The organism is Collinsella aerofaciens ATCC 25986, assembly GCF_010509075.1.
GTDB lineage: Bacteria > Actinomycetota > Coriobacteriia > Coriobacteriales > Coriobacteriaceae > Collinsella > Collinsella aerofaciens.
Window position 1 is genome coordinate 392,695 of the sequence record NZ_CP048433.1, and the last position, 18,811, is coordinate 411,505.

General features: G+C 55.8%; 16 protein-coding genes. 12 read left to right on the forward strand and 4 right to left on the reverse strand.

What is annotated here, in order from left to right:
- Positions 1 to 57: 57 nt before the first annotated feature.
- The 4 genes from GXM19_RS01845 to GXM19_RS01860 form a co-directional block, all read right to left on the reverse strand.
- Positions 58 to 1,146, reverse strand: a complete 1,089-nt coding sequence (locus tag GXM19_RS01845) for a M24 family metallopeptidase (protein ID WP_006234089.1) — start codon at positions 1,144 to 1,146, stop codon at positions 58 to 60.
- A 468-nt stretch (positions 1,147 to 1,614) separates the two neighbouring features.
- Positions 1,615 to 2,013 carry a DUF1667 domain-containing protein gene (locus GXM19_RS01850; protein WP_006234088.1) on the reverse strand — a complete coding sequence of 133 codons (399 nt, stop codon included), beginning with the start codon at positions 2,011 to 2,013 and terminating at the stop codon, positions 1,615 to 1,617.
- Positions 2,014 to 2,016: 3 nt separating this feature from the next.
- Positions 2,017 to 3,399, reverse strand: a complete 1,383-nt coding sequence (locus GXM19_RS01855) for an NAD(P)/FAD-dependent oxidoreductase (protein WP_006234087.1) — start codon at positions 3,397 to 3,399, stop codon at positions 2,017 to 2,019.
- Position 3,400: 1 nt separating this feature from the next.
- Positions 3,401 to 4,858 (reverse strand): NAD(P)/FAD-dependent oxidoreductase, encoded by a 1,458-nt coding sequence (locus GXM19_RS01860; RefSeq protein WP_040358219.1) that lies wholly within the window; start codon positions 4,856 to 4,858, stop codon positions 3,401 to 3,403.
- Between the two features lie 406 nt (positions 4,859 to 5,264).
- Between GXM19_RS01860 and GXM19_RS01865 the strand changes: the two genes are divergently transcribed.
- The 12 genes from GXM19_RS01865 to GXM19_RS01920 all read left to right on the forward strand — a co-directional run bounded on the left by GXM19_RS01865 (position 5,265) and on the right by GXM19_RS01920 (position 18,806).
- Complete coding sequence (locus GXM19_RS01865; RefSeq protein ID WP_006234085.1) at positions 5,265 to 5,696, forward strand: double zinc ribbon domain-containing protein; 432 nt, start codon at positions 5,265 to 5,267, stop codon at positions 5,694 to 5,696.
- A gap of 248 nt (positions 5,697 to 5,944) precedes the next feature.
- Positions 5,945 to 7,708 carry a threonine--tRNA ligase gene (gene thrS, locus GXM19_RS01870; RefSeq protein ID WP_040358213.1) on the forward strand — a complete coding sequence of 588 codons (1,764 nt, stop codon included), beginning with the start codon at positions 5,945 to 5,947 and terminating at the stop codon, positions 7,706 to 7,708.
- Positions 7,709 to 8,156: 448 nt separating this feature from the next.
- A complete protein-coding gene (locus GXM19_RS01875; protein WP_006234082.1) occupies positions 8,157 to 8,747 on the forward strand; it encodes a hypothetical protein in 591 nt (196 codons plus the stop codon).
- 116 nt (positions 8,748 to 8,863) lie between these two features.
- On the forward strand, positions 8,864 to 9,583 hold the full coding sequence (locus tag GXM19_RS01880) for a sugar transferase (RefSeq protein ID WP_239057632.1): 720 nt from the start codon (positions 8,864 to 8,866) through the stop codon (positions 9,581 to 9,583).
- Positions 9,584 to 10,708, forward strand: a complete 1,125-nt coding sequence (locus tag GXM19_RS01885) for a glycosyltransferase family 4 protein (protein WP_006234080.1) — start codon at positions 9,584 to 9,586, stop codon at positions 10,706 to 10,708.
- Positions 10,705 to 11,988 (forward strand): glycosyltransferase family 4 protein, encoded by a 1,284-nt coding sequence (locus GXM19_RS01890; RefSeq protein WP_006234079.1) that lies wholly within the window; start codon positions 10,705 to 10,707, stop codon positions 11,986 to 11,988. The genes GXM19_RS01885 and GXM19_RS01890 overlap by 4 nt, the downstream gene beginning before the upstream one ends.
- Positions 11,981 to 12,994 carry a capsular polysaccharide synthesis protein gene (locus GXM19_RS01895; protein WP_006234078.1) on the forward strand — a complete coding sequence of 338 codons (1,014 nt, stop codon included), beginning with the start codon at positions 11,981 to 11,983 and terminating at the stop codon, positions 12,992 to 12,994. Before GXM19_RS01890 ends, GXM19_RS01895 begins: the two co-directional genes overlap by 8 nt.
- A gap of 18 nt (positions 12,995 to 13,012) precedes the next feature.
- A complete protein-coding gene (locus GXM19_RS01900; protein WP_006234077.1) occupies positions 13,013 to 14,020 on the forward strand; it encodes a glycosyltransferase family 2 protein in 1,008 nt (335 codons plus the stop codon).
- Positions 14,021 to 14,022: 2 nt separating this feature from the next.
- Positions 14,023 to 15,117, forward strand: a complete 1,095-nt coding sequence (locus GXM19_RS01905) for a polysaccharide pyruvyl transferase family protein (RefSeq protein WP_006234076.1) — start codon at positions 14,023 to 14,025, stop codon at positions 15,115 to 15,117.
- Positions 15,118 to 15,301: 184 nt separating this feature from the next.
- Positions 15,302 to 16,351: an O-antigen ligase family protein gene (locus GXM19_RS01910; RefSeq protein WP_203572371.1), complete on the forward strand. Its 1,050-nt coding sequence runs from the start codon at positions 15,302 to 15,304 to the stop codon at positions 16,349 to 16,351.
- On the forward strand, positions 16,348 to 17,289 hold the full coding sequence (locus GXM19_RS01915) for a glycosyltransferase family A protein (RefSeq protein WP_006234072.1): 942 nt from the start codon (positions 16,348 to 16,350) through the stop codon (positions 17,287 to 17,289). The genes GXM19_RS01910 and GXM19_RS01915 overlap by 4 nt, the downstream gene beginning before the upstream one ends.
- Positions 17,290 to 17,294: 5 nt before the next feature.
- Positions 17,295 to 18,806 carry a lipopolysaccharide biosynthesis protein gene (locus tag GXM19_RS01920; protein WP_040358209.1) on the forward strand — a complete coding sequence of 504 codons (1,512 nt, stop codon included), beginning with the start codon at positions 17,295 to 17,297 and terminating at the stop codon, positions 18,804 to 18,806.
- Positions 18,807 to 18,811: the final 5 nt, after the last annotated feature.

Genomic DNA, 18,811 nt, shown 5'->3' on the forward strand with positions numbered 1-18,811 from the left:
GAGGACGGGGCCGGAGACGGCTAAATCAATTTGCGAAAGAATCTTGACGGTACCAGGCTAGTCTAGGCGGAGCGGATCGTGGGGGTAGGCGTTGAGAATCTCGACGCCGTTCTCGTTCACCAGGGCTAGGTCCTCGATGCGGACGCCGGTGTGGCCGGGGAGGTAGATGCCCGGTTCGATGGAGAAGGTCATGCCTGGCTCTACGACCTGCTCGTTGACGAGCGAGACATCCCCCGGCTCGTGGTCTTGCAGGCCGATCGAGTGCCCCAGGCGGTGCGTAAAGTACTGCCCATAGCCTGCATCCTCAATCACGTTGCGCGCGGCACGGTCCAGGTCGCACATGCGCACGCCCGGGGCGATGAGTGCTTCGGCGGCCTCGTTGGCGCGGCGCACGATGTCGTAGATGCGCGCGGTCTCCTCGTCCGGCTCGCCCCAAAAGAACGTGCGTGTCATGTCCGAGCAGTAGTTGCGATGGCGCCCGCCAATGTCGAACAGCACCACGTCGCCGCGCTTGAGTACCGTATCGTCGGGCTCGTGGTGCGGGTCGCCGGCGTTTGCGCCAAAGCTTACGATGGGCGGAAAGCTAAATCCCTCGCAGTCATGCTTGCGATACAGGCCGAGCATCTGGTCGGCAATCTCGCGCTCCGTCACGCCTTCGTGGACGAGCTTGATGGCGTCGGCCATCACGGCGTCGTTAGCGGCCGAGGACGCGCGCATGAGCTCCTGCTCGGCGGCATCCTTGTGGGTGCGCGCGGCGGTGACGGCAAAATCGCCTAGGAAAAACTCGCTGGCGGCATGACGTTCCATGAGCGGCATCAAAAAGCCTGAGCGCATGACGGTGTCGATGCCGAGCGGCTTGGTCGGATCGACCTCGCGAGCGATGGCGTCGGCCACGATATCGGTATCGGTGTGGTAGGCAACGCGGGCATTGTCGTACTCGGGCAGCTGATGCAGCGCGTTAACCAAGATCACCGGCTCGGCACCACGCGCGAGCAACACGCCGCAAAAACGCTCGAACATATCGGCATAAAAGCCGGTCAGGTAGTAGATCGACCACGGGTCGTTTACGAGCAGCTGTGCGCCGGGGTGCTGAGCCTCGAGCGCATCGAGCACGCGCGCCACACGCTTGTCATCGACATGTGCCATGAAACATCCTTTCGCTAGGGTGCCACCATGGTATCCCCAATGCCAGGGTAGTCAATTTGCGACGGGGCTATTTTAGCTGTGTCCAACATGCAGAATGATCGGGCAAAAGTAGTCATAAGAGGGCCGTTCCAAATGGGCTGGTTTCAAAAGTATGGCGGATTACGGGGCTGGACCTGTATTACTTGACCATGGGAAAAAATCGCGAAATTAAAACCGCAGGTAGAAGGCTTATCAAAACTTGAAAATGGCCGGTATGGATGGAGGTCTCCGAGCCAGCCCCGTAATCCGGCATAGTTTTGAAATGGCACTAAAGTAGGCACAAGCTAAATAACGATTCCAAAAAAAGTTGCGGTGGAATAGTTCCTGGATACCGGGGTTTTGGCGGAAATCAGGAACTATTTCACCGCAACTGAGGAGGGCAGGGTGGATGGCGGGGTAGCTAAAAGAGCCCCGTCCCTAATTAGCTACTTAGACTCGGTCGATGTCCATGCTGGCGATGAGGTCGATGTCGGTGTCTAGGAGGTTCTCTAGCACGACGTCGCCCATGCGGATGGGGGCGTTGACGACTAGGCCTCGGATGAGGTTTATGGCCTGGGCGTGGAGTGCCAGCGGGATGGCTTCGGCCGTGCGCACGGGCAGCAGCGCCTCGTCGCCGCCGGATACGGCCACAGTTGTGGTGAGCACGCGCATGGGGCAGGTGAGTTCCTGGTGTGCGAACTTATCACTGCGCGGGCAGCTGTTGCCGGTCACGGAGCGGACCTCTACCACGGAGCCATTGGCATCACGCTTGACCTCCACGGTTAGGAGGCACTCGGATGGGCAGGTGGTGCAGTTGAACTGCAGCGTATCGATTGCGTTATTGCTCATGAGCTATGCCTCCTCGATGGGATCGACGGACAGGACAATCTCGCTGGCACCCAGGTCGAGTGCGCGTTGAATCACCTTTGCCGTCAGCGGGAAGCTTTCCATTACGCTTGGCTTAAACGGACGGACTTTGCCGGCAAATAATTCTTCGCCGTTAACCAGGAGGCGCACTCGGGCGGCATCGACTGGCCGGCGCACGCGGAAGTTGACCTTGGTGAGCGCCGCGGCCGTGATGCGTCCCGGCAGTGCGTAGCCGGCAATGCCGGCGGGGGAGACCGCGAGCTCGCAGCTCGCGCTCACGGCGTCCGTCCCAGCGCCCGTGCCGCTACTCAACGCCCATGCCGCCGCAGCCGCGCCGGCGCGCTCGGACTCGGTCGTCACATTGTCTGCCAGGTCGTGCACGTGCAGCACGTTGCCGCAGGCAAAGATGCCCGGCACGCCCGTCTGCAGGCTCTGGTCCACCACGGCACCGCGCGTGCGGGGATCCAACTCAACGCCGGCGCCCACCGAAAGCTCGTTCTCGGGAATCAACCCCACCGAAAGCAGCAGCGTGTCACACGGGACGACGCGCTCGGTCCCCGGAATGGGCGCCTGGTGCTCGTCGACTTGGCTTACCTCGACGGCCTCCACGCGGTCGTGCCCGATCACGCGCGTGACGGTGGTCGACAGATGCAGCGGAATGCCAAAATCGTCCAGGCAGTTCTTCACGTTGCGACGCAGGCCGTTGGCGTACGGCATGAGCTCGTACACGCCTTCGACCGAAATCCCCTCGAGCGTGCAGCGGCGTGCCATGATCAGCCCGATGTCACCCGAGCCCAAAATGACGGCGCGCGAGCCGGGTTTGAGGTTTTCGATATTGATGTATCGCTGCGCCAAGCCTGCCGTAAACACGCCGGCGGGCCGGCTGCCGGGAATCTTGATCTCGCTGCGGGTGCGCTCACGGCAACCCATGGCAAGGACGACCGCGCGCCCGGTGAGTTGCAACATGCCGGTGGCGCTCATGAGCATGACGGTGTGGATCGCGGCGTTGCCTGCGTCCGCTGCGCCTGAACCCCCGTCAACCCCAATCACCATGCTGTCCAAGAACAGCGCAATGTCGGCTTCGCGCACCTGGTCGATAAACCGCTGCGCGTATTCGGGGCCGGTGAGTTCCTGCTTAAAGTGCGACAGACCAAAGCCCGGGTGAATGCACTGGCGGAGGATTCCGCCCATGTGCCGCTCGCGCTCCACAATGGCCACCCGCGCGCCGGCCTTGTGAGCGGCAAGCGCGGCTGCCATACCGGCAGGTCCGCCGCCGATAACGACCACGTCGAAGGCCTGCGTCGGCACGGCGCCCGCGGCAGCAATCTCGGCGTCGCGTTCAGCGTCCATCTCGATATCCGTCGCCATCCTAGCGCACCCCCTTCAAAGGTCCCTCGACCAGCCAAGAACCGGCATCCTCCAGCAATACCTCGCTGGGCTCGCAGTCCAGCTCGCGCGCCATAATCGCCACCACGCGGCTCTGGCAAAAACCGCTCTGGCATCGACCCATACCCGCACGGCAGCGGCGTTTGACGCCCTCGACCGAAACTGCGCCTGGGTGGCGTCGAATGGCGGCGACAATCTCGGCCTCGGGCACCGTCTCGCAGCGGCAGACGATTTGTCCCCACGCGGGGTCGGACTCGATTAGTTCTTCCTTGCGCGCAAGCGGCGCACGGTCAAAGTCGTCCGGTGCGCGGCGAATCGGATTCCAGTCGGCCCGTTCGCGCAGCTCCACACCAGCCTCGCGCATCACCTGCTCCATGTGCTCGGCAATGGCCGGTGCACTCGCCACGCCCGGCGACTGAATGCCTACCGCTTGGAACAGCCCCGGCACTACGGTCGACTGCCCAATAAAGAACTCGTTCGTCCCCTTAATGACCGGACGCCCGCCGGCAAATGCGCGCACCACGCGGCGCGTGTCCAGATCGGGCACCAGCTTGCGCGCGCCGGTTAGCAGTGCGTTCACATCGCCCGCGTAGGTCTGCGTGTCGCCCGGCTCGCGAATGGCGGCCGTCGCGGTGATCACTGTGTTTCCGTGCACGGTGCCCGTGACGATGACGCCCTTCGACACCGGCGTCGGCACGGGGTAGAGCGGCATGAGTGTGCGCGGCTCCTTGTCCAGCACCACGATGTTGCCCTGGCGCCAGACCATCTGGAACTCCTCGGCGCCCGCCATATGCGAGATGTCTGCGGCGCCGTTGCCCGCGGCGTTAATGAGGTAGCGGCAGCGCACATCGCCGGCGGGCGTCGTCAGCGTAAAGCGCACGGCCTCAGCGCCTTGGTTGGCAACCTCAATCGCCTCCACCGGCGCGGATCGCATAAACGTCACCCCGTTGGCGACGGCGTTCTCCAGCGCGGCGATGGCGACCTCGAACGGATCGACAAACCCAGTCGAGGGGCACCACAACGCGCACGTTGCATCGGCACTGGCGCGCGGCTCTAATTCGTGGATGCGATCGGGTCCAACGATCGACAGCTCGGGCACACCGTTGACATGGCCGTTGCACCGCAACTGCTCCAGGTGCGCACGGTCCTCGCTGTTAAAGCCCAGCACCATCGATCCGGTTCGGCGGAACAAGAAGCCCAGCTCCTGCGCCCATGTACCGTACAACTCGCAGCCACGGGCATTGACCTGCGCCTTTACCGTGCCCGGCGCCGGATCATAGCCGGCGTGCACCAAGCCGCCGTTGGCCTTCGACGCGCCCAGCGAAATATCGTTGGCCGCCTCGACCACGCAAATGGAAAGGTCGTATCGCGCGAGCTGCCGCGCGATAGCGCATCCGGTGATGCCCGCGCCCACAATCGCGATATCAAACGTTTCTGTCACAATGCCTCCCAGACGAGTTGACAGGCTGTCAATAAGACTATCCTACGGTCTGCGCACCCCCAGCGCGGCGGCAATGCGGCGAACAGCCCCGCAACACCCGCCAACGGCAGGCGAGGGGAGACCCGGCAACGTCGACAAGCTCGTCTGCAGACAACTACGGCAACCGTTCGTCTCGATCTGTAACATTTAGACGAGGATTTGGGTCCCAGTTGTTACTGATTGAGACATTTGCCATGCGGGTCCTCCGTTTGTCTCGATCTGTAACATCTAGACCCGGATTCCGCTCCCACCTGTTACAGATTGAGATGTTTGTGTCTGCGCCAGCCCCGCCCCTAGCCGTGGTCCCATATAAACAAACCCCGTGGTAAACTTTACCGGACTGTTAATATTCCGAAAGGTACCCCTAATGTCCAAGTACATCTCCGAGCTCATGTCGCCGCAGCTTATGGGCGTCATCTATGCCTTCGTTGGCTTTATCATCGCCCTGTATGTGCTGTCGGTCGTCTATGTGTTTATCGACGCTCGCCGCCGCGGCGCCAGCGCCTACGTGGCATGGGGCATCATCGCCCTCATCCCGTTTGTGGGCCTCATCGCCTACCTGGTCCTGCGTCCGCACTCCTACGCGGCCGACCGCGAGGAGCAGGAGCTGGACATGGCCCTGCGCGAGCGCCAACTTGCCCAGTACGGCACCTGCCCGCAGTGCGGCGCGCCCATCGAGAAGGACTTTGTCGTCTGCCCCGTGTGCGACACCCAGGTTCGCAACGTGTGCCCCAGCTGCCATCGCCCGCTCGATGCGCACTGGAAGGTTTGCCCCTACTGCCGAACTCGCATCCAGTAACGCATCCATCGCCGGGCCGGCTGCAAGCCACGGGCACCGCGCGCCACGCGCAAGCCGCACGTGCAGCCCACGCGCGCCCCGCAGCCCCGCCCCACACGATGAAGCATGCGTAGAAAATCGCCCGCCGTGCCATTAAGGTGCGGCGGGCGCTTGTATACCAAGGCAACCTGCCTATAATGATGCAAGTCAAAAACGCCGAGCGCATCGCACGCACTTGCATCAGGCATCCGAGAGGAGAAAACATACCCATGAAGGCACTCTACAATGACGGTTCGGTGGCCGAGCTCCCGCAGGACGAGGTCACGCACGTCATCCGTCACTCTGCCGCGCACATCATGGCGCAGGCCATCAAGCGCCTGTACCCCCAGGCCGACTTTGCCTACGGCCCCGCGACCGACAACGGCTTCTACTACGACGTCGACCTGCCCGAGGGCGTTAAGATCAGCGAGGACGACTTCCCCGCGATCGAGGCCGAGATGAAGAAGATCGTTAAGGAGAACCTCAAGTTCTCCGTGTATGAGAAGCCTCGCGCCGAGGCCATCGCCCTTATGGAGGAGCGCGGCGAGAAGTACAAGGTCGAGCACATCGGCGACCTGGACGACGACGCCCGCATCACCTTCTATCAGCAGGGCGACTACATCGACATGTGCGTCGGCCCCCACATCTGCTACACCAAGGCCCTCAAGGCCTTTAAGCTCACCGGCGTTTCGGGCGCCTACTGGAAGGGCGACAAGGACAACAAGATGCTCACCCGCATCAACGGCGTCGCCTTTGCCACCAAGGAAGAGCTCGACGAGCACATGCACATGCTGGAGGAGGCCAAGAAGCGCGACCACCGCAAGATCGGCCGCGAGATGGACCTCTTTATGATGCGCGACGAGGCCCCCGGCTTCCCGTTCTTCCTGCCCAACGGCATGATTCTTAAGAACACGCTGCTGGACTACTGGCGCGAGATTCACCACAAGGCCGGCTACGTGGAGATTTCCACGCCGCTTATCATGAACAAGCAGCTGTGGAAGACCTCGGGCCACTGGGACCACTACAAGGACAACATGTACTCCACCGTCATCGACGACGAAGAGTACTGCATTAAGCCCATGAACTGCCCGGGCGGCGTGCTGGTGTACGCCTCCAAGCCGCACTCCTACCGCGAGCTGCCCATTCGCGCCGGCGAGATTGGCCTGGTGCACCGCCACGAGCTGCGCGGTGCCCTGCACGGCCTGTTCCGCGTGCGCTGCTTTAACCAGGACGACGCCCACCTGTTTGTGCGTCCCGACCAGCTGACCGACGAGATCGTGGGCGTGGTCAACCTCATCGACTCCGTGTACCAAAAGTTTGGCTTTAAGTACCACGTTGAGCTTTCTACCCGTCCCGAGGACTCCATGGGTTCGGACGAGGACTGGGCTCGTGCCGAGGAGGGCCTGCGCACCGCTCTGGAGCAGCTGCACATGGACTACGAGGTCAACGAGGGCGACGGCGCCTTCTACGGCCCCAAGATCGACTTCCACCTGGAGGACTCGCTCGGTCGTACCTGGCAGTGCGGCACCGTCCAGCTCGACTTCCAGATGCCGCTCAACTTTGATCTGGAGTACGTGGACGCCGACGGCACCAAGAAGCGCCCCATCATGCTGCATCGCGTGTGCTTTGGCTCCATCGAGCGTTTCATCGGTATTCTGATTGAGCACTTTGCGGGCAAGTTCCCCACCTGGCTGGCTCCCGTGCAGGTCAAGGCGCTTCCCGTCTCCGAGAAGAGTCGCGACTACGCTCACGAGGTGTGCGCCAAGCTGGAGGAGGCCGGCATCCGCGTGGTCTGCGACGATCGCGACGAGAAGATCGGCTACAAGATCCGCGAGGCCCGCAGCATCGATCGCGTGCCCTACATGCTCATCCTGGGCGAGAAGGAGGTCGAGGCCGGCAACATCTCCGTCCGCGACCGCTCTAACGAGACCGTTCAGATGAGCGTTGACGAGTTTGTGGCCAAGGTGCTCGAGGAGATCAAGACTCGCGCCTAAGGTGACGCCAAAGGTTTATAAACCGCATGTATACGCGGCTGTCCCATGCACGGGGCAGTCGCTTTTTTATGCCGAGCAAGGGGCTGGGAAGGATTAGTTGCAGTTGCGCAACGCTCACAAGATGCCAACAACCCCCGTAACCGTTTGGTAAAGCAGAAATGTCCCCGTAACAATCCAATATTGCCCATATATAAGAAAAGCCGCTGGTAGAGCGGCTTTTTTGTTGCGCAAAAATGTACAGGTTTTTGTAGTGGGGTATGGAGATGTGTCCGCTCGCGCCGCAATTTACGCAATCTGGGAAAACGGTCTGGATTTATTCGTATAATAAGCTTCGTCGAAAGATACAAAAACCTGTACTTTTGCGACTGCGCCTAGCTGCGAGCGAGAAGCCTGTTCTAAACGCCCCTGCATTTGCGTGCATCGCAAAGCCAAAAGAGGGGGCGAGAACATGGAACAGACGGCACGGCGCCAAGAGCAGCTGCCGGGCGCATTTAACGGCGTCACCACCAACAGCCAGCACGGTCGCGTCCGCTGGTATCTGGTCCACACCCCCAATGGAAAAGAGCGTGAGACCTGCGAAAAGGTCCGCTGCATTATCCCGCACAATTTGATGCAGGACGCTTTTGTGATGCAAAAGGAGTTCTGGTTTAAGCGGGACGGCGCCTGGTCGCTCCAAACCAAACCCATGTACAAGGAATACTTCTTCGTCGCCACGCACGATGCCGCTGCGCTCGATAGGGCTTTGGCCCAGCTGAGCTTTGGATGCCGCATCGCCGGCAGTAGGGAGCGGGCGTACATGCCCATGCCGGACGATGCACAGGACTGGTACCGCAGCGTGCTGGACGAAGACGGCGTGGTGCGCAACAGCGTTGCGCGCATCGAAGACGGCGTGCTGCACATAGAACAGGGCCCACTTGTGGGGCAAGAGGCCCGCGTGCACAAGATCGACCGTCGCAAGCGCTGGTGCCTGGTGGACGTAGGCGAAGGCGATTCCAGCTTTAGGGAAGTGCTTCCGCTCGACGTTCCCATCAAGACGTAAGGGAGACGTTGCACCGGCTGTTCGTTCGCATTTTTGAATTTACCGATTGGGGGGGGGTCCTGGAGGACAGGGCCGTACGTTGGATTTTGGCTGCTAAAGAAGTAACAGAGAGCTGTGTGCCTGCGGGGGCGGCGCTTATCGCTCAGGCCATGGACCGGCGCGAAGGCGCCGGCCGCTACAAGGCCATGCAATCCATCATGGAATGGGACCGCTCGCGACTGGCCTATAGGGCCGTGAAGCGCACGTTCGACATCGTTTTCAGCGGTGCCGTGCTGGCCGTCATCGCCATCCCCAGCCTGGTTTTAGCAGCGGCCATCCGCATCGAGAGCGAGGGCAACCCCTTCTACAGCCAGATCCGCGTGGGCCAGACCCGCCCCGACGGCAGCCTGACCACCTTCCGCATGTGGAAGTTCCGCAGCATGTACAAGGACGCCGACGAGCGCCTCGCCGAGCTCAAGGATCAGAACGAGATCGCCGGCGCCATGTTCAAGATGAAGGAGGATCCCCGCGTCACCAGGATCGGCAGGTTCATCCGCAAGCATTCCATCGACGAGTTCCCGCAGTTCCTGAACGTGTTCCTGGGGCAGATGTCCGTGGTTGGGCCCAGGCCGCCGCTGCCGAATGAGGTGGCACAGTACACCGAGTACGACCTGCAGCGTCTGGCCGTGAAGCCCGGGATCACCGGCTGGTGGCAGGTCACGGAGCGCAACTTGACCGGGCTCGACGGCATGGTCCGCCGGGACCTGGAGTACATCGCCAAGCGCGGCCCCATAACGGACCTCAAGATCGTCGTCCTCACGGTGATCGAGGTCTTCACCGGCAAGGGTGCGTGCTAGATGCGCATCGCGATGATCGGACACAAGAGATACGGCTCCCGCGAGGGAGGCGTGGAGGTCGTCGTGACCGAGCTCGCCCGCCGCATGGCGGCGCTAGGCCACGAGGTCACCTGCTACGACCGCTCCGGCGCGGACGTCATGACCGGCGACGCCGCGGACTGCCGCGAGCGCGTCGTCGACGGCGTGCGCGTCGTGCCGGTTAAGACAATCGACAGGAAGGGCCTCGCCGCCCTCTCGTCCTCATATTTTGCTACCAAGGCGGCTATCAAGGACCGCCCCGACGTGATCCATTATCACGCCGAGGGCCCTTGCGTGCCGCTCGCGCTGGCCAAGCACGCTGGCATTCGCACCGTGGCGACCATCCACGGCCTGGATTGGCAGCGTGCCAAGTGGGGCAGGCTCGCCAGCACCTACATCAAGATGGGGGAGAAGACCGCCGCCACCAAGGCCGACGGCCTTATCGTCTTGTCCAAATCGGTCCAGTCCTACTTTCAGGACGTCTACGGCCGCACGGCGACGTTCATCCCCAACGGTATCGAGCCGAAGCAGCCGAGGCCGGCCAACCGGATAAAGGAGAAGTGGGGGCTCGATGCGGGCTCCTACCTGCTGTACCTGGGCAGGCTCGTCCCCGAGAAGCGGCCCGAGCTCCTGATCGAGGCCTTCGAGAAGTTCGACACGGACAAGAGGCTCGTCATCGCCGGCGGCGGATCGGACACCTCCGAGTACGAGGCGTCCCTTCGCGAGGCCGCCCAGGGCGACCCCCGCGTCCTCTTCACCGGGTTCGTCAACGGCGAGCCCCTGGAGGAGCTGTACTCCAACTGCTACGCCTACGTGCTGCCCTCCGACGTGGAGGGCATGCCCATGAGCCTGCTGGAGGCCATGGCATACGGCCGCTGCTGCGTGACGAGCGACATCCCCGAGTGCGCGGACGTCCTCGCCGGCAACGGCGTGACGTTCGAGAAGGGCAGTGCCGATTCCCTGCAGGCCGCGCTGCAAGGCCTACTTGCTGAAGGCGACCGCGGGAGAGTCCTTGGCGGGGCCGCCAAGGCGCATGTCGAGAAAACCTGCAACTGGGATTCCGTCATCGAGCGGACCCTTGCCGTCTACGGGGGTGAAGGCCTATGAGGATCCTTCTCGTAAACAAGTTCCACTACCGCAAGGGCGGTGCGGAGACCTATTACCTCACCGTCGGATCCGAGCTTGAGCGCATGGGGCATGAGGTGGCCTATTTCTCGATGAGGCACCCTGACAACCTGCCCTGCGGGTGGGATAAGTATTTCGTGACGCAGCGCGAGTACAACAACGTCAAGAATCCGCTCAAGGCGGCGCGCGACGGCATGGCGCTGATTTATTCGCCAGAGGCGAAGCGCAACTTCCAGGCCCTCTGCGAGGAGTTCCGCCCCGATGTCGTCCACCTCAACAACGTGCACAGGCAGATCACGCTATCCATTCTCGACGCCCCCTACCTGAGGGAGAACAAGGTTCCGGTCTTCTACACGGCCCACGATTACGTGACCGTCTGCCCCGGCTATCTCATGCTCGACGGCGACGGGCGCGTCTGCGACGCGTGCCTCGAGGACGGGCGCTACCGCCACTGTATCGAGCGCCGCTGCGTGAAGGGCTCGCGCGCGAAGAGCGCGCTGGCGGCGATGGAGGCGTCCTTCAACAGGGCCCATAAGTCAAACCGAAGGATCGACAGGGTAATCGCCCCCTCCAGGTTCATGCGCTCCAAGCTCATCGAGGGCGGTTGGCCCGAGGACAAGGTCGTCTTCCTGCAGAACTTCGCCGACGACGCGATCCTCGACCGCGCGGCGAATGCCGGGGCGGATGCGACCGACAGGGAGAACCCCTACCTCCTGTTCTTCGGGCGGCTCTCTGCCGAGAAGGGCGTCGACACGCTGCTGAGGGCCTTCGATGCCGCCTTGCCGAACCTTCCGCAGGGCATGCGCCTGGTTGTCGTCGGCGACGGCCCGGATGCCGCCGAATTCAAAACGCTCGCGTCTTCGTTGGGCTGTGCGTCTCGCATCGAGTTCGCCGGTTATCAGACCGGTGGGGCACTGCAAGCGTATGTGGAGAGAGCGTCTCTCGCCATCGCGAGTTCGAGATGGCGAGAGAACATGCCGTACTCGATCGTGGAGGCTTTCGCTGCCGGCACGCCCGTCGTTGGCACAAATATTGGCGGAATCCCTGAGTTGGTCGACGAAGGGAAAACGGGGTTCATTTGCGAGCCCGGGGATGTCCCGTCGATGGCGGATGCCATCTTGCGCGGCACGAGTGCGTTCTTGGACCGGTCCGCTTACTCGATGCTTCAGCGCAACTGCCGCTCCTACGTCATGGAAAACTGCTCGCGCGAGAAGTTCATGAACGACCTCGTGAACCTGTATAAGGAGTCAATCGATGGCTAACGGCCATAACAGCATCAAGAGGATCGTGCACCGCTCCTGCGAGGAGATCGGCGCCACGTTCCGAATCGCCAGGGCCACGTCGTGGCCCGAGGCGATCAACACGTTTCGGGCGAAGCTCGACATCCAGGTCATGAGCCGCAACGGGTACAAGGAACCGCCTGCGGTAAGGGGGCGGTTGCTGCGCAAGCACGAGACCGTGCTCAAATATCTCGAGAACCGCTTCGGCGATTTCTTCGAGTCATACGACTACGATGCGCCGCTGCCGCCGTCCGATCCCGCCCTCGAGGGGAAGATCTGGATGTGCTGGTGGCAGGGCGAGGAGAACGCGCCCGAGATCGTGAGGGCGTGCATCGACTCCGTGCGCCGCAACGCCGGCGGGCACGAGGTCATCGTCATAACGGAAGAGAATCTCTCCGACTACGCTCATATCCCCGATTGGGTTTTCGACAAGGTGCGCGCGGGTGTCATGTCGCGCACCCATCTTTCTGACCTTTTAAGGCTGTCCCTGCTCGCGGAGCACGGCGGCCTGTGGCTCGACGCGACGTTCTTCTGTACCGGCTCGCTCGATGAGTACATGGACCTTCCGATTTGGTCCATCAAGCGACCCGATTATCTCCACGCATCCGTTGCCTGTGGCATGTTTGCCAACTACTCGCTTGGTTGCGATTCGTCTAACCGTCGGGTGTTCGCAACGCTTAGGGACTTTTACCTTGAGTATTGGGCCCAGAGTAATGAACTTGTGGATTATCTGCTCACCGACTATCTCATCGTCCTGGCTCAGCGCCGTGACCCCTCGATCGCCGCGGCGTTCACGTCGATTGGGTCCAACAACCCCCGTTGCGACGATCTCATCTCGCTGCTGGACGAACCCTTTGACCGGCACGTCTGGGACGGACTCACCTCTGACACAAGGTTGTTCAAGCTTTCATGGAAGCAAGATTATCCGAGCCAATCCAATGGAATTGAATCTTTTTATGGCGCTCTGGTTTGTGGCGACTGTCGCTAGGTTAGTGAGGAGGGCATTGTGGCTAATCCCCTTTTAAGCATAGTGGTTCCCATTTACAACTCATCCGAGACGATTGAGGAATGTGTCGCTTCTCTTGTTTCGCAAACCATTAATGACCTGGAGATTTTACTCATCGATGACGGGTCTACAGACGATAGTCTTGAGAAGTGCAAAAAGCTTGCATCCAAGGACAATCGCATCAGGGTTTTCACAAAAGAAAATGCGGGCCAGGGAATTGCGCGTAATTATGGTTTAGATTTAGCGACTGGGGAATTCATTGCTTTTGTCGATTCAGACGATACCTGTACGAAGGCAATGTATGAAACGTTGCTGAGCAGGGCAAGAGATTCCGGTAGCGATGTCGTCGTTGGCGGTTACTGTGATTTATTGAATGGCGCGGTTGTTGAGAGTCATCCAGCTGGGTCAATGGAACTGCGCAGTAAAGACGAAATTGATAGGTACATGGCGGATTTGGTATCCACGCCAGGCCATGATGATAGTGCGGGCTGTATCGCTGTTTGGGACTCTGTTTACCGTCGACTGCTGATTGAAGAGAATGGGGTTCAGTTTCCGTCAGAAAGAGATGTCTACTCAGAGGATCTAGTTTTTAAGCTTAGAGCTCTCGCTTCTTCTTCGAGTGTCAGCGTCGTTCCCAATTGTTTGTACGAATACCACGTTAGTGGCAAGTCTTATTCAAAATGCGTGAATGACGATGTTCTTAAAAGGATAAATGCTCTAAGCCAAGTTCTTGCGGATGAGTTTGATCGGAGACTGGATAGATTCGATTTCCGTAAGAGAAATGCAGGCAGGGCTTTTGCGTCGCTTAGATTTTCTTTGAGGCGCGTTCCTTGCGGTGCTGGTCGTACGGCTTTTTTCGATGCCCTTGTAAATGATGAAAAGCTATACAACTGTTTGTCAGCCTATCAGTCGTCGAGCTTAATTAATGCAGCAATTTATAAATTGCTGTTAACAAGAAAACCTCGATTAATTTCAGCTGTATTCAATCTAATTGCCCTGAAAGGATAATTATGAAAGTCGGAGTCATTACATTTCATCGTGCCATTAACTATGGAGCCGCTTTGCAGACCTATGCTTTGCAAAAAGCCTTGGCAGGGCTGGGTTTCGATTCCGAAGTTATTGATTATCGTTGCGATCATATGGAAGAGTTGTATAAACTAGTCGGCGGCTTTTCGACGAAATCTGTTAAACAAAACATTCGTAGCTTCATGAATTATTTTCCCGCAAAGAGAAAAATGAAGAGCTTTCGTTCGATGATAAATGAAAATATGAAGTTAAGCCCCATGTATGACTCTACAACCATCAATCAGTCGAACGAGCGATACGACGTGTTCATTACTGGTAGTGACCAGGTGTTTAATTATGCCTGTTCTGATTTTGATAAGAATTACTTCCTATCATTTGTCGATGACAAACAGAAGATTAATTCGTATGCTGCATCGTTCGGTATTAGCGATATTCCGGTTGAGTATCGGGCGGAATATGCTCGACTGTTATCTCGGTTTAATCATATTTCGGTTCGTGAGGAGTCTGGTAAAAAAATGGTCCGCGAGCTTGCGGGCAAAGATAGTGAACTGCACGTCGATCCTGTATTTTTGCTTGATGCGGCAGAGTGGTCGCGGCTCGCTAAAGACCCTGACTTCGACAACTATATCCTCATCTATCGCCTCAACAAGTCGAATGTCATTAATGATTTTGCAAGGTTGTTAGCTAAAAAGACCGGTAAGAAGATTGTAAACATAGGTCAAGATTATATTGACAGGTTGAAGAACCGCGATTTTTACGGTGGAATGGACACTTCGGTACAGGAATTCCTTGGCCTGTTCAAGAATGCTGACTATGTTGTAACTAATTCTTTCCACGGAACTGCTTTTTCCATTATCTTTGAGCGTCAGTTTTACGTAGAAACTAAGCAAAAAGATTTCAAGAAGAACGATCGTGCTGAGAATCTGTTGAAGTTGACTGGTCTTACTGACTCCATTATTGAATCCTTGGATGACTGTGAATTAGATATATCCCGCGATTTTTGTACGGCCCGCAAGGTAATTGCTGAGGAAAAGGTTCGTGCTCTTTCTTATCTGAACGGTATTTGCACCAATGAATAGAGCACGACAATTAATCTCATCTGTTCCAATTGAAGATTTCTTTATACCGTTTCTGTTGCTGATATTAGTTTTTTCTACCAACAACCGTCTTATCTTGATCATGAAACCTGTCGCTTTACTCATGATCTCTGTGTCGCTATTTCTCTCGCTAGCTTCGAAAAGGAGGTTTAGCAAGGGGGCACCTTTGAAATACCTGTTCTGCGCGTTTGTGTTTCTAATTGGATTCAGTTTTACTTATACAGGAGATCGTTCTGCTTTTAAGAATTACATTCCTTATATACTTGCCGCTCTTGTCATTGTTCTATTTGAATACGATGACTATTTTTATTCTATTTTCTACAAATTATTTAATTTGTTTTTCTGGATTTTTATTGCGTCGATGTATTTAGAGTTACTAAATCCAGGCTTGTTCAGGTCAGTATTTTCATTTTTGTCTTTGGGGAAAAATTTAGTTGTAAGATCGACTGATGGTGTAGCAATTGCTGGACTAGCATTCGAAAAGGCAGATGCGGCATTTCTCTGCAACTTAGGGCTCGGAGTTCTTTTTGCGAAAATTTTTAATCGTGGACTTAACCTGAGTCAACTCTTTCAGTTGGGTATTGTATTCGGCGCGTTGATGATGACCGGCAAACGCACCTTATTTCTGATTCCCTTAGTCAGCATCGTCGCCTTCGCTTTGTTTTTCTCTCGAAGTCATAGAGTGGCAAAAGCTATGGCGGTCCTACTTGCGGTGTTTGTGTGTCTGGCTGTTACGTATACGTTTGTTCCTCAAGTTTCGCTTGTGTTTGAGCGTTTTTTAGCTGACAACGGAGATCCATTAAGCGGTAGAGAAGTTTTTTGGACATATGCAATGGAAATGTTTAGAAGTTCTCCGTTATTGGGAGAGGGTTTTCTGTCATTCAATGCATATGTGAACAGCAGGGGCTTCTTATACTACGGTGAACCTTGGCAATTTCAGGCGCATAACGTTTACTTGCAACTGCTTGCTGAGCTTGGAATCGTTGGGCTTTTGTTGTTTGTCAGCATGTTGGCCATTTTGATATTTGGTTTTGGCCGTTCTGCAAAGAAGGATCCAAATATATTCAATCTAACGGCATTTTACTGGGCTGTTCTTATCGCGATATATAGCATGACGGGCAACACAATTTACTATGCCTGTCAGTTGATGGTATTTGCTGTAGTAGTCAACATTTATTTGAAATATATAAGTCCTAGGGAGGGTTATTCTAAATGAATCCGTTAGTTAGCATAATTACCCCTGCTTATAACGCGGGGGGCTATCTGGATTCTTTCTTCCTATCTGTCTTAGAGCAAGATTACGATAATTACGAGATGATTATCGTTAATGATGGATCAACTGATGATACAGAGAATAAGATCCTCTCATATAAAAAACTGTTCGATCGTCGGGGCATACGATTCGTTTACTTGAATCAAGAAAACGGTGGACAGGCGAAAGCGCTGAACTTGGCATTTCCGCATATTCGTGGCGAATATTTCATCTGGCCTGATTCCGATGATGTTCTCTGCCCAGATAACATCTCAGCAAAGGTCAAGTTCATGACCGCCCATCCCGATTATGCTTTGGGTATTTCGTGGGCTGAATATATTGATGAAGCTGGGAATAGCCTTGGGCTCTTAAAGCGGGTTCCTGATAAGAACGATAATCTATTTCGGGACTTGTTGATTAGTAAAAATGTATATTTTTGCCCTGGTATTTACATAATGAAAACTTCGGCATTTGTTGAATCTTATCCCGCTCTGGCGATTGATGAAAGCCGTGCTGGGCAGAACTATCAACTGCTCTTGCCTATGGCCTATGGATATCAATATGGATACATTGACAAAGTTCTGTACAAATATGTTCTGCATCCCTCTAGTCATTCAAACGACGGTCTCCAAAATGAAAATATGCAATTGAGACGGTTTGAGGAGCATGAGCGCTTATTGAAACGTTTGATTGCATCCATCTGTTCCGAGGGCGATAACGCAATCTATCAAAAGTTGGTTGCTGTCCATTTTGCGCGGCTGTATCTACGAATAGCAAATCAGCATTGCGACGTTGTTAAAGCGCGTGATTGTTTTGCTAGATTGATTCGGTTAAAAGCTGCTTCGCTTAAGGACTGTGCGTATGCATGCGCTACGGCGATGGGTTTATCTTTAAAGAAGTGAGATGAATGGGAAGAACGAGTAAATTTGTATTAAATTCCGCTTCGACGGCTTTGTTGCAAGTAGTGACGATGGTGGCCGGGTTCATCACTCCCCGCTTTTTACTGATGGCATACGGATCCGATGTTAACGGTCTTATTTCCTCCATCAACCAGTTTATTACTTACTTTAATCTGGTCGAAGCGGGGCTCTCGAGCGCGGCCGTATATTCGCTTTATAAGCCAATCGCTGAAAATGATCATGGCAAGATAAATCGCATCGTAACCGCGGCTCGTAATTTCTATATAAAATCAGGCTTCATTTTTGTTGGCCTAGTTTTTGTTCTGGCAATAGTCTATCCGTGGATTACCCATACTGAGGTCTTGGATCATCAGACTATTTTTCTTCTTGTGTTGGTTCTTGGCGTAAACGGAGCTTTGGAGTTTTTTACTCTTGCAAAATATAGAGCTTTGCTGACCGCAGACCAAAAAACTTACGTAATTTCTTTTGCATCGATCGTATATACGATTCTAAACACTGTAATCGTTGTCGTAATGTCGATGCTTAGGGTTAATATTTTAACTTTACGCGTCGTTGCATTGCTTTCAATATTTGCGCGTAGCATGATCTTGTTCGTTTACATCAAGTTAAACTATAAATTCATTCGCTATGACGCTGATCCGGACTATGCAGCAATGGATAAGCGTTGGAGTGCTTTATACCTCCAAATTGTGCAGACCGTGCAAAATGCATCGCCCGCTGTATTAATCACCTTATTCTCGACCCTTAAAATGGTGAGCGTTTATTCTGTATATAACATGGTCATGTCAGGTATTAACGGAATAATGTCAGTTTTCTCTACGGGTGTGTCTGCTGGTTTCGGAGAGCTGCTGGTCAAGGATGACAGGCGGGCCTTTACGAAGGCGTATAGGGATTTTGAATATCTCTACTACGTAATGGCAAGCGTGGTTTATGGCGTAACGCTTGCTACAATCCTGCCGTTTGTTCACGTATACACTCATGGCGTAACGGATGTTGAATACACGAATCTATACTTCGCCTTGTTGTTTGTTTTGAACGGCGTATTTTACAACCTCAAGACTCCGCAGGGCATGCTGGTTATTGCGGCGGGCCTATATAAAGAAACAAGGATTCAAAGCACCATTCAAGCGGCTATTTTACTTGTGGGAGGTGTAATTCTTGGGTTCAAATTCGGTTTAATCGGCGTAATGGCGGCCTCTTGTTTGTCTAACCTCTACCGTTGTATCGATTTGCTTTTCTTCATTCCAAAAACGGTAACGCATCTTTCGCTCGGACCAACTTTTAAAAATATGATAGAGATGTTGTTTATGGTGGCGGCAATAGCTATCGTGTCGCATTTTATTTTTAGCACCTGGCCGGGAAGTCTTCTGACATGGCTCTTGTATGGAGCCTGCAATCTCGTTTTGGGCCTAGCGATCGTTCTCGGTTTCCATGCCGTATTTGAGCACAAGAGCTTTCATATCATCATTGATAGGCTAAATTCGCTATTGGGGAGGTAAATAAG